This is a genomic window from Streptomyces sp. WAC 04229, from assembly GCF_003947455.1.
Taxonomy (GTDB): domain Bacteria; phylum Actinomycetota; class Actinomycetes; order Streptomycetales; family Streptomycetaceae; genus Streptomyces.
Genome location: NZ_QHJH01000228.1, coordinates 1 through 11188, shown reverse-complemented (window position 1 = coordinate 11188; position 11188 = coordinate 1). Strand labels below are relative to the sequence as shown.

The window sequence follows — 11188 nt, the reverse complement described above, 5'->3', positions numbered from 1 at the left end:
GGGCTCGGGCTTGGCCGGGGCCTCCTGGGCCGGAGCCTCCTGGGCGGGGGCGGCGGCCGGAGCGGCACCCGCCTCGCCGATGACGGCGAGCTTGGCGCCGACCTCGGCGGTCTCGTCCTCGCCGACCACGATCTCCAGCAGGGTGCCGGACGCGGGGGCGGGGATCTCGGTGTCGACCTTGTCGGTGGACACCTCGAGCAGCGGCTCGTCGGCCTCGACGCTGTCACCGACCGACTTCAGCCAGCGGGTGACGGTGCCCTCGGTGACGGACTCGCCGAGCGCGGGCAGGACGACGTCCGTGCCCTCGGCGGAACCGCCGCCGGACTGCTCGGCGCTCGGCGCGGGCGCCGGGGCGGCCTGCTCGGTGGACGGGGCGGCAGCGGCGGGCTCGGGAGCGGGCTCGGCGGCCTGCTCGGCCTGCGGGGCCTGCTCGGCGGCCGGGGCACCGGTGCCGTCGTCGATCAGCGCCAGCTCGGCGCCGACCTCGACGGTCTCGTCCTCGGCGACCTTGATGGAGGACAGCACGCCCGACGCGGGCGCCGGGATCTCGGTGTCGACCTTGTCGGTCGAGACCTCGAGCAACGGCTCGTCGGCCTCGACGCGCTCACCCTCGGCCTTCAGCCAACGGGTGACGGTGCCCTCGGTGACGCTCTCGCCGAGCGCCGGAAGGGTTACGGAAACCGCCATGGTTTCGGTTGCTCCTTACGAATTGCGGAAGTCTGTGTCGTCGCGCCCAATGACCGAGGGAGGTCAGTCGTGGGAGTGCAGCGGCTTGCCGGCCAGCGCCAGGTGCGCCTCGCCCATCGCCTCGTTCTGCGTCGGGTGGGCGTGGATGAGCTGGGCCACCTCGGCCGGCAGCGCCTCCCAGTTGTAGATCAGCTGGGCTTCGCCGACCTGCTCGCCCATGCGGTCGCCGACCATGTGGACGCCGACCACGGCACCGTCCTTGACCTGCACGAGCTTGATCTCGCCCGCGGTCTTGAGGATCTTGCTCTTGCCGTTGCCGGCCAGGTTGTACTTCAGGGCGACGACCTTGTCCGCGCCGTAGATCTCCTTGGCCTTGGCCTCGGTGATGCCCACGGAGGCGACCTCCGGGTGGCAGTACGTCACCCGCGGCACACCGTCGTAGTCGACCGGGACGGTCTTCAGACCGGCGAGCCGCTCCGCCACCAGGATGCCCTCGGCGAAGCCGACGTGCGCGAGCTGGAGGGTGGGGGCGAGGTCACCGACGGCGGAGACGGTCGGGACGTTGGTCCGCATGTACTCGTCGACGAGGACGAAGCCGCGGTCCATGGCGACCCCGGCCTCCTCGTAGCCCAGGCCCTGGGAGACCGGGCCGCGGCCGATGGCGACGAGCAGGACCTCGGCCTCGAACTCCTTGCCGTCGGCGAGGGTGACCTTGACGCCGTCCTGGGTGTACTCGGCCTTCTCGAAGAAGGTGCCCAGGTTGAACTTGATGCCGCGCTTGCGGAAGGCGCGCTCCAGCAGCTTGGAGCTGTTCTCGTCCTCGACCGGGACGAGGTGCTTGAGGCCCTCGATGATCGTGACGTCGGCGCCGAAGGACTTCCACGCCGAGGCGAACTCGACGCCGATGACGCCGCCGCCCAGCACGATCGCGGACTTCGGCACGCGGTCGAGCTTGAGGGCGTGGTCGGACGAGATGATCCGCTCGCCGTCGATGTCCAGGCCGGGCAGCGACTTCGGCACGGAGCCGGTCGCCAGCAGCACGTGCCGGCCCTGGACCCGCTGACCGTTCACATCCACGGAGGTCGGCGAGGACAGCCGGCCCTCGCCCTCGATGTAGGTCACCTTGCGCGAGGCGATCAGACCCTGCAGGCCCTTGTAGAGGCCCGAGATCACGTCGTCCTTGTACTTGTGGACGGCCGCCATGTCGATGCCCTCGAAGGTGGCCTTCACACCGAACTGCTCGCTCTCGCGGGCCTGGTCGGCGATCTCGCCCGCGTGCAGCAGGGCCTTCGTAGGAATGCAGCCGTTGTGCAGGCAGGTACCGCCGACCTTGCCCTTCTCGATCAGGGCGACGTCCAGGCCCAGCTGCGCCCCGCGCAGGGCCGCGGCGTAACCACCGCTGCCACCGCCGAGGATCACTAGGTCGAAAACGGTGCTGGCGTCGTTCGCCACGTCACGTCCTCCATGCATGTGCGCCACGCCGGTCTCCAGTGACCGGTCGGCGGCTGGTGTCCGGCCGCTCATTGTTCTCGGCCCTTGGGTGGGCCCTGTCCTGCCGGGCTCCATCTTCGCACTTGTGAGAGGCGAACGAGACGTGGGGCCGGGGTGTGAGACGCCCCACGTTCACCGGGCACCGACGGCAGCGCAACGCCGCCAGGGGCGTGGGGCTGTGTCTGATCTGCGGCTCCGCCGCGTGGGCGCGACCGTTCTGGCCGACGGCACCGCAGCGCCGCCAGGGACGCGGAGAACTGCGCGACCAGCCACGACGGACCCGCAGTCGCCAGATCACCCGCGCCCCCGAGCTGTCGAGCGCCCCTAGCCCAGGTCACCCGCAGCCGTCAGCTCGGCCACGCGGACCAGCGTCCGCACCGCCGTACCCGTGCCACCCTTCGGCGTGTACCCGAACGGGCCGCCCTCGTTGAACGCCGGGCCGGCGATGTCCAGGTGCGCCCAGGCGATGCCCTCGCCCACGAACTCGCGCAGGAAGAGGCCGGCCACCAGACCGCCGCCCATCCGCTCACCCATGTTCGCGATGTCCGCGGTCGCCGAGTCCATCCCCTTGCGCAGGTGCTCCGGCAGCGGCATCGGCCAGGCCGGCTCGCCGACCTCCTCCGCCGCCTCGTGCACCGCGGCGCGGAACGCGTCGTCGTTCGCCATGACCCCGTACGTCCGGCTGCCCAGCGCCAGCATCATCGCGCCGGTCAGCGTCGCCACGTCGATGATCGCGTCCGGCTTCTCCTGCGAGGCCGCCCACAGCGCGTCCGCGAGCACGAGCCGGCCCTCGGCGTCGGTGTTGAGCACCTCCACCGTCTTGCCGCTGTACATCCGCAGCACGTCACCCGGGCGCGTCGCGGAGCCCGAGGGCATGTTCTCGGCCAGCGCCAGCCAGCCGGTCACGTTGACCTCCAGGCCCAGACGCGCGGCGGCGACGACGGCGGCGAACACGGCGGCGGCACCGGCCATGTCGCACTTCATCGTCTCGTTGTGCCCGGCCGGCTTCAGCGAGATGCCGCCCGAGTCGTAGGTGATGCCCTTGCCGACGAAGGCGAGGGACTTCGTCGCCTTGGACGACGTGTACGACAGCTTCACCAGCCGCGGACCCGCCGCCGACCCGGCGCCGACGCCCAGGATGCCGCCGTAGCCGCCCTTGGTCAGCGCCTTCTCGTCAAGCACCTGCACCTTGATGCCGTGCTCCTTGGCCGCGGCCTGCGCGACCGCCGCGAAGGCCTCCGGGTTCAGGTCGTTCGGCGGGGTGTTGACCAGGTCGCGGGCGCGGTTCAGCTCCTCGGCCACGGCCGCGGCGCGCTCGACCGCCGCCTTGTACGCCTTGTCGCGGGGCTTGCCGCCGAGCAGCACGGCCTCCGCCAGCGGGGCCTTGCCGTTCTTGGCCTTGGCGCCGCCCTTCTCCTTGTAGGCGTCGAAGGAGTACGCGCCGAGCAGCACGCCCTCACCGACGGCGCCGGCGTCGGCGGCCTCGGTGAGCGGGAGGGCGAAGGCGGCCTTCTTGGCGCCGGCCAGGGTGCGGGCTGCGACACCGGCCGCCCTGCGCAGCGCCTCGGCGTCGAAGGAGGCGTCCTTCTCGGGCCGGGCGCCGAGACCCACGGCCACCACGATGGGTGCCTTGAAGCCGGACGGAGCGGGCAGCTTCGTCACCTCGCCCTCGGCGCCGGAGGCACCGAGGGTCTCCAGGACGCCGGCGAGCCGGCCGTCGTACGCCTTGTCCACGGCCTCGGCGCCGGGTGCGACGACCAGGCCCTGGGACTTGGACGCCGTGTCCTTGGCGACACCGATCACGATCGCGTCGGCCCGGAGGCCGGGCGCCGCTGCGGTGCTGAGAGTGAGAGCAGTCACGGTGGTGAATTCTCGCTTCCGTATGAAGTCTGGTGTGGCCGAATGCGGGTGGGTCGACCGGGCCCGACATCCGACCCTGGATCCCTCCTGCGACGCGGTCCTCGCCCGGGCGGGCGAACACCGGGACGAGCCTACGCTCGCGCCCGCGCACGTCCGCTCCCGCGGTGCCGCCGTTTCCCGCCGGGTACCCGGGATGAGAGATCATTCCTGGGGTACGCCACCGCGCCACCCCACACCCTGGAGCACCCCCGTGAGACGCCCGGTCCTGTCGATAGCCCTCCTCCTGCTGCTCGCGGGCTGCACCTCGTCTCCCGTCGACGGCGGGGACGGCGGGGACGCCGCGGACCACTGGCGGCCGCGGCCCGGCACCGCCTGGCAGTGGCAGCTCAGCGGGAAGCTCGACACCTCCGTGGACGTGCCGGTCTACGACATCGACGGCTTCGACCACACGAAGGCCACGGTCGGCGGCCTGCACGACGACGGCCGCAAGGTCATCTGCTACCTCTCCACCGGCGCCTGGGAGGACTTCCGGCCCGACGCGGCGAAGTTCCCCGAGTCCGTGCTGGGCAAGGGCAACGGATGGGAGGGCGAGCGGTGGCTGGACATCCGCGCGACGGACGTCCTGGAGCCGCTGATGGCCGAACGCCTCGACATGTGCCGGGAGAAGGGCTTCGACGCCGTCGAGCCGGACAACATGGACGGCTACCGGAACGAGACCGGCTTCCCCCTCACCGCGGACGACCAGCTCCGCTACAACCGGCTGATCGCCGAACTCGCCCACGACCGCGGCATGGCCGTCGGGCTCAAGAACGACCTCGACCAGATCCCCGAACTGGTCGACGACTTCGACTTCGCCGTCAACGAGCAGTGCGCGCAGTACGGCGAGTGCGGCGACAACCAGCCGTTCATCGAGGCGGACAAGGCGGTCTTCCACGTCGAGTACGAGCTGCCCACCGAGCGGTTCTGCGCCGAGTCCCGGAAGATGCGGCTCAGTTCGATGCTGAAGGAGTACGAGCTGGGAGCGGAGCGCGAGGCCTGCTGAGGCCGGTGCCCTCTCGGATCCCGCTCCCGGCTCAGCCGAGGACCGAGACCACCAGTGCCGCGGTGGCCGCCGTCTCCGCGACGCCGCCGAAGACGTCGCCCGTGACGCCGCCGAAGCGGCGGACGCAGTGCCGCAGGAGCAGTTCGGCCGCGACCACGGCGCACAGGACGGCGACGGCCGTGCGTACGACGTCGTCCGGCCCCAGGAGCGCGCCCGCGCCCGCGGCCGCCAGGGTGACGGCGGCGGCCGCACCCAGCGCCGCGGTGGTCGGGACCACCCCCGCGACCGCCGCGCCCAGTCCCTCCGGGCGGGCGGCGGGCACGCCCGCGCGGGCGGCCAGCGTGAGCGCCAGCCGGGCGGCGGTCGCCGAGACCACGGCGGCGAGCGCGCCCCGGGCCCAGGAGCCGTCGTAGGCCTGCGCCAGCGCGGCGACCTGGGCGAGGAGCGTGAACAGCAGGGCGAGCACACCGAACGGCCCGATGTCCGACTGCTTCATGATCCGCAGGGCGTCCTCGGCGGGCTTGCCGCTGCCCAGTCCGTCCGCGGTGTCGGCCAGGCCGTCCAGGTGCAGTCCCCGCGTGAGGACGGCGGGGACGGCGGCGGTGGCCACGGCGGCGAGGAGGCTGCCGGCGCCCAGGAACAGCAGCAGGAGTCCGGCGCCGGCGGCCGCGGCACCGACGGCCAGACCGGCCAGTGGCGCGCACAGCATGCCGGAGCGTGCCGCCTCCCTGTCCCAGCGGGTCACCTCGACCGGGAACACGGTGAGGGTGCCGAAGGCGAAGCGGAGGCCGTCGGGGGAGGGGGTCCTGGACACCGGCGCAGAGTACCCGGATGTGGTTGGCGCGGCGTTGACGAGGGGCGGGGATAAAGTGCGCATATGGGAGATTGGTGGCAGCGGAACATCGTGGAGCCCGGCAAGCTGCCGCTCCTGCTCGCCCTGGGCTCCTTCGTGCTGACGTTCGTGATCACCCGGGTCGTCACGCGTCTGATCCGGGCGGGGAAGGGGCCGTTCGGGAACGTCCAGGCGGGCGGGGTGCACATCCACCACGTGGTGCCCGGGGTCCTGCTGACCGTCCTCGGGGGGTTCGCGGCCGTGGCGGGGGGACGGCACGGGTTCGGGTCCGCCGTCGCGGCCGTGGTCTTCGGCATCGGGGCGGGGCTGGTCCTGGACGAGTTCGCGCTGATCCTGCACCTCGACGACGTGTACTGGACCGAGGAGGGGCGCCAGAGCGTGGAGGTGGTGGTGGTCACGGCGGCCCTGGTGGGGCTGGTCCTCGCCGGGTTCACGCCGTTCGGGGTCGACGGGGTGGACCAGGACGAGCTGCAGGACCGCGCGAGCGTCGTCACGACCGTCGCGGGGAACTTCCTCTTCTCGTTGCTCGCCCTGGCCAAGGGCAAGACGCGGCTCGCCGTCTTCGGGGTGATCGTGCCCCTGATCGCGCTGATCGGGGCGGTCCGGCTGGCCCGGCCCGGCTCGCTCTGGGCCCGCCGCTTCTACGCCGGGCGCCCGCGCGCCCGCGCTCGCGCCCGCCTGCGGGCCTACCACCACGACCGCCGCTGGTCCGGCCCACGCCGTGCCTTCCAGGACTGGATCGGCGGCCGCCCGGACGCCGGGCGCTGACACCCGCGGCGCCTGTGCGGACCGACCCGGCCGCGCCCACCCCCGGCCCGCGCCCGCGCCCGGCGCGGATCACTCGGCGGCGGTGACGGCCTCGTCGGCGGACGACTCCTCCGGGAGCTCCGCGGCCAGTGCCGCCGCGGCCTGGACCAGGGGCAGGGCCAGCAGAGCCCCCGTGCCCTCACCCACCGTCACACCCTGGGACAGCAGCGGCTCCAGGGCCATCCGGTCCAGCGCCTTCGCCTGTCCCGGCTCGCCGCTGTCGTGCGACGCCAGCCACCAGTCCGGCGCCCGGAAGGCGACCCGCTGTCCGACCAGCGCACACGCGGCCGACACGACGCCGTCCAGGATCACCGGCATCTTCCGCACCGCGGCCTGGAGCAGGAAGCCCGTCATGGCGGTGAGGTCCGCGCCGCCCACCGTGGCGAGAAGCTGCAGCTGGTCGCCGAGTACCGGCCGGGCGCGGCGCAACGCGTCCCGGATCGCCGCGCACTTGCGCATCCAGGCCAGGTCGTCGATGGGCAGCCCGCCCCGCCCGGTGACGACCGACGCGTCGGTCCCGCACAGCGCCGCGACCAGCACGCCCGCGGCCGTCGTCCCGCCCACGCTCACATCGCCGAGCACCACCAGGTCCGTGCCCGAGTCGGCCTCCTCGTCGGCCACCGCCATCCCGGCCCGGAAGGCGGCCTCCGCCTCCTCCGTGGTCAGCGCGTCCTCGACGTCGATGCGCCCGCCGCCACGCCGCACCCGGTGGCCGGAGACCTCGGCCGGCAGCGACTCGGGGTCGCAGTCCAGCGACATGTCGACGACGCGGACCGGCACACCGAGGCGCCGGGCGAGCACCGACACCGGCCGGCCGCCCTCCAGCACCTCGCGCACCAACACGCCCGCACCGCCCGCGGGCCGCGCGGAGACGCCCAGTTCGGCGATCCCGTGGTCGCCGGCGAAGAGCACGGCCCGGGGCCGTTCGACGGGCCGCACCGGCACGGCGGACTGCGCCGCGGCCAGCCACTCGCCCAGTTCGTCCAGGCGGCCCAGCGCTCCGGGCGGCACGACCTGACGCTCCCGGCGCGCCTCCGCGTCGCGACGTACGCCGCCGCCCGCGCGCACTTCCCGTACACCTCGTTCGACGGCCTGGACGCCACCCACCGCGTGCTGCGGGCCCGTGCGGTGGAGCGGGTCGAGGAGGCGTTCGTGGGGCGCCTGACGGACCCGCACATCGCGTCCCGGCTGCGCGCCCGCTACGACGTCGTGAGTCTCTTCCAGTACCTGGAGAGCGTGCCCGACCCGCGGGCCGAACTGCGGGCGGCGGTGCGGGTGCTGCGGCCCGGTGGTCATCTGCTCGTCGGGGTGGCGGATCCGCGCCGGGTCGTTCCCCCGCATCCCGTGGGCCTGGCCGCCGAGTTGGTGGCCCAGGGCTGCACCGTGCTCGGCGGCTCCCGGGGGCAACGGGTGGTCGCGCGCCGGGACTGGTCAGCCGCGTAGCACCAGGGCCTGGCCCGCCACCACCAGCAGCACCTGCTCGCACTCGCTTGCGAACGCCGCGTTCAGCCGACCGAGTTCGTCCCGGTAGCGGCGGCCGGACGCGGTGGCCGGGACGATGCCCGAACCCACCTCGTTCGACACCGCGACGACCGTACGCCGGGTGGCGCGGACCGCCTCCGTCAGCTCCCGCACCCGGTCCCTCAGAGCCCGTTCGCCCCCGCCGGACCACTCCGCGTCGTCCCACGCGCCGACCGCGTCCATCGCGTCCGTCAGCCACAGCGACAGGCAGTCGACCAGCAGGGGCGGGCCGTCGTCCTTCAGCAGCGGCACCAGGTCGCAGGTCTCGGCGGTGCGCCACGAACCCGGGCGCCGTTCCCGGTGGGCGCAGACCCGGGACGCCCACTCGGTGTCGCCGCCCCGGGTGCCGCCGGTGGCCACGTAGAGCACGTCCGGGAAGGGCTCCAGGCGGCGTTCGGCCTCCACCGACTTGCCCGACCGGGCGCCGCCCAGGACGAGGGTGCGCCGGGGTACGTCGGGTACGTCCTCGTAGGCGCCCACCGTCAGGGTCGTGCCGTCGGGCACGGCCCTCGCCCCGGCCGCCGCGAGCCGCCGCGCCAGTTCCGGGCCGGGCGGCACGTCGTGGTCCAGGTGGACGGCGACGACGTCCGTCGTCGGGCCCGCCGCGCCGACCGACCGCAGCTTCGCCAGCGCGTCCGGCCGCCCCACCACGTCCGCGACGATCAGGTCGTACGGCTCCGCGGGCTCCTCCAGACCGGCCGGGGCGCCGCCCGGCGGCACGTACAGGAGCCGCCGGCCGTCCGGCCCCGTCACGGCGTAACCCGTGCCCGGCGCGTCCAGCGCCACCGCCCGCACCCGGTGCCCGGTCAGCACCGCCAGCTCCCGCCCGTCCGGCACCCGCCCCGGCTGCGGCAGCCCGGCCGGGACCTCCACCGCGGGCCCGTCGTGCGGATGGGAGAGCAGCACCTGCCGTACGCCGGTCAGGGAGCGCCCGGCGCGGGCCGCGGCGAACGCGGCACCCGGCGTCAGGTCGAGCAGCAGGGCACCGTCGACCAGCAACGCGGTCGCCGCGCGCGCCTGCTCGCCCTGCGCCGCGGCACAGGCCGCGCAGGGACAGTCGGGGCGGGGGAGTCCCGCGGGGGCACCGGTGCCGAGCAGAGTCACGTCCACGCCCCCGATTTTCGCCGGTCGCCCGGCGACGTGCGCGCCCGAGGCCCCCAAGGAGCACGCGACGCCTTGTACGGCGCACCCCGCTCAGCGCATAGGCTGCGGTCGGAGGCCGGACCAAGATCCGGCTTCCGCTCTGCATGTGCTCACATCTTGGAGGCGTACATGGCGGCATGGACGTGGCGGTTCGAGACGGCCGGCGGGACGGAGGTCCAGCCCGCGGTGCAGCCCGAGGAGTTCACCACGCAAGGGGACGCCGAGTCCTGGATCGGGGAGTACTGGCAGCAGCTCAAGGAGGGTGGCGCGGACCAGGTGCGGCTCTTCGAGGACGCCACCGAGATCTACGGCCCGATGAGCCTGCACGCCGAGGGTGCCGAGAGCGCCGAGGCGTCCGAGTCGTCGGAGGCGTAGGCGCGGGGAGCGGACGGGGGCGGCCGCGTCCCCGTCACTGCTCGCCCAGCGTCACCTCGGCGGTGCGCTCGTCGCCGTCCCGGGTGTAGGCCACCTTCGTCCGGTCGCCCGGCGCCATCGACGCCAGGGCCTCGGCCAGGGAGGTGATGGTGGTGATGCCGGTGTCCCCGACCTTGACGATGACGTCGCCGGGACGCAGTCCGGCGTCGTCCGCGGCCCCGCCGTCGCTCACCTCGACGACGGCCACGCCCGCGGGACGGTAGTCGTCGTCGACGACCGTACGGGCGGTGATGCCCAGCGCCGCCCGGCCCGAGTCGGTGACCCGGCCGTCCGCGACGATCTGGCCGGCGACCGTCCGCACCATCGACGCCGGGATCGCGAAGCCGATGCCCGGTGCCGCGCTGTCGCCCATGCCCGGGTCGGTCGCCGCCAGCGTCGGGATGCCGATCACCTGGCCGTCCAGGTTCACCAGGGCGCCCCCGCTGTTGCCGGGGTTGATGGCCGCGGACGTCTGCACCATGTTGGCGATGGTCGCGCCCGTGCCGCCCCCGCCGCTGCCCTCCGTGACGGTCCGCCCGGTCGCCGACACGATGCCCTGCGTCACGCTGGAGGACAGGCCGAGCGGTGAGCCCATCGCCAGCACGATCTGCCCGACGGCGACCTTCGCGGAGTCACCGAAGCGGGCCGCCCTCAGCCCGTCCGGAACCCGGTCCAGCTTGACGACCGCCAGGTCCTGCTCGGGATACGAGGAGACGAGCCGCGCGGCCACGGCACCCTCGCTGCGGGCCGTCGTCACCCGGAAGGACTCGCGGTCCCCGACGACGTGCGCGTTGGTGACGACGTGCCCCTTGCCGTCGTACACGACCCCCGACCCCAGCGAGTCGCCCGCCTGGATCTGCACGACCGACGGCAGCACGTCCTTGATCACCCGCTCGTAGTCGGCCTGGAGGCCGTTGGCGGCGTGCGGCGCGGCGGCCTGCGCCGGCTCGCCCTCCCGTGCGCCCTCGGAGCCCCGGCCGGATCCGGAGCAGCCGGTCACCAGCAGCAGGGCGCAGGCCCACGCGGCGACGGGACCGAGCCGACGTGGCAGACGGGTACGGGAAGCGTCCATGCCCCGAGTCTCACCGCGCACCACGGCGGCGGCTTCCGGTGAACACCCGAACGGGCGCCCGGCAGGCGCACAGGCCCTAGCTGTATTGACCCGCAGGGTTGTTCACGCGGCTGATCGGTGGGTGGCCGCCGAGTGCGGTGTGGCAGCGGTGGTGGTTGTAGGTGTGCAGGAAGTCTGTCAGAGCTTCGGACCGTTCGTGGTTGCTGGTGTAGGGCCGCAGGTAGGCCCACTCATCGAGCAGGGTGCGGTTGAAGCGTTCGACCTTGCCATTGGTCTGCGGCCGGTAGGCGCGGGTGAG

Annotated in this window: 12 protein-coding genes; 4 read left to right on the top strand and 8 right to left on the bottom strand. The window is 73.7% G+C overall.

Translation table 11 applies throughout. The annotated features are described in order from the left end of the window. The 3 genes from DMH12_RS34080 to DMH12_RS34070 all read right to left on the bottom strand — a co-directional run. A partial coding sequence (locus DMH12_RS34080; RefSeq protein ID WP_312023988.1) for a biotin/lipoyl-containing protein occupies positions 1 to 687 on the bottom strand: 687 nt, incomplete at its 3' end. Between the two features lie 63 nt (positions 688 to 750). Next, a complete protein-coding gene (lpdA, locus tag DMH12_RS34075) occupies positions 751 to 2139 on the bottom strand; it encodes a dihydrolipoyl dehydrogenase (protein WP_185832718.1) in 1389 nt (462 codons plus the stop codon). 363 nt (positions 2140 to 2502) lie between these two features. Continuing rightward, positions 2503 to 4038: a leucyl aminopeptidase gene (locus DMH12_RS34070; protein WP_125495207.1), complete on the bottom strand. Its 1536-nt coding sequence runs from the start codon at positions 4036 to 4038 to the stop codon at positions 2503 to 2505. A gap of 250 nt (positions 4039 to 4288) precedes the next feature. Here DMH12_RS34070 and DMH12_RS34065 point away from each other — a divergent pair, with 250 nt between their 5' ends. Then, on the top strand, positions 4289 to 5080 hold the full coding sequence (locus DMH12_RS34065) for an endo alpha-1,4 polygalactosaminidase (RefSeq protein ID WP_125495206.1): 792 nt from the start codon (positions 4289 to 4291) through the stop codon (positions 5078 to 5080). A gap of 31 nt (positions 5081 to 5111) precedes the next feature. Here DMH12_RS34065 and DMH12_RS34060 read toward each other — a convergent pair whose 3' ends face one another. After that, positions 5112 to 5894, bottom strand: coding sequence for an adenosylcobinamide-GDP ribazoletransferase (locus tag DMH12_RS34060; protein ID WP_125495205.1), 783 nt, complete (start codon positions 5892 to 5894; stop codon positions 5112 to 5114). Between the two features lie 63 nt (positions 5895 to 5957). Between DMH12_RS34060 and DMH12_RS34055 the strand changes: the two genes are divergently transcribed. Beyond that, entirely contained in the window at positions 5958 to 6701 is a 744-nt protein-coding gene (locus DMH12_RS34055) for a hypothetical protein (RefSeq protein WP_125495204.1), read from the top strand. Between the two features lie 69 nt (positions 6702 to 6770). On the opposite strand, the gene cobT is transcribed toward DMH12_RS34055, so the two are convergent. Continuing rightward, on the bottom strand, positions 6771 to 7847 hold the full coding sequence (gene cobT / locus DMH12_RS34050; protein ID WP_125495203.1) for a nicotinate-nucleotide--dimethylbenzimidazole phosphoribosyltransferase: 1077 nt from the start codon (positions 7845 to 7847) through the stop codon (positions 6771 to 6773). A gap of 3 nt (positions 7848 to 7850) precedes the next feature. Here cobT and DMH12_RS34045 point away from each other — a divergent pair, with 3 nt between their 5' ends. Then, positions 7851 to 8183 (top strand): methyltransferase domain-containing protein, encoded by a 333-nt coding sequence (locus DMH12_RS34045; RefSeq protein ID WP_399189810.1) that lies wholly within the window; start codon positions 7851 to 7853, stop codon positions 8181 to 8183. Here the strand turns inward: DMH12_RS34045 and DMH12_RS34040 are convergent. Beyond that, complete coding sequence (locus DMH12_RS34040) at positions 8172 to 9371, bottom strand: bifunctional adenosylcobinamide kinase/adenosylcobinamide-phosphate guanylyltransferase (protein ID WP_185832716.1); 1200 nt, start codon at positions 9369 to 9371, stop codon at positions 8172 to 8174. The genes DMH12_RS34045 and DMH12_RS34040 overlap by 12 nt on opposite strands. Positions 9372 to 9533: 162 nt before the next feature. On the opposite strand from DMH12_RS34040, the gene DMH12_RS34035 reads away from it, so the two are divergent. Beyond that, entirely contained in the window at positions 9534 to 9779 is a 246-nt protein-coding gene (locus tag DMH12_RS34035; RefSeq protein WP_125495202.1) for a hypothetical protein, read from the top strand. A gap of 34 nt (positions 9780 to 9813) precedes the next feature. Here the strand turns inward: DMH12_RS34035 and DMH12_RS34030 are convergent, their stop codons facing one another. Continuing rightward, on the bottom strand, positions 9814 to 10890 hold the full coding sequence (locus DMH12_RS34030) for a S1C family serine protease (RefSeq protein ID WP_125495201.1): 1077 nt from the start codon (positions 10888 to 10890) through the stop codon (positions 9814 to 9816). A gap of 76 nt (positions 10891 to 10966) precedes the next feature. Further along, the coding region (locus DMH12_RS34025) for an integrase core domain-containing protein (protein ID WP_148107574.1) at positions 10967 to 11188 on the bottom strand (222 nt) is incomplete at its 5' end.

Coding starts and splice junctions, on each gene's coding strand:
- DMH12_RS34030 (WP_125495201.1), bottom strand. CDS start 10,890: ATGGACGCTTCCCGTACCCGTCTGCCACGTCGGCTCGGTCCCGTCGCC.
- DMH12_RS34055 (WP_125495204.1), top strand. CDS start 5,958: ATGGGAGATTGGTGGCAGCGGAACATCGTGGAGCCCGGCAAGCTGCCG.
- DMH12_RS34035 (WP_125495202.1), top strand. CDS start 9,534: ATGGCGGCATGGACGTGGCGGTTCGAGACGGCCGGCGGGACGGAGGTC.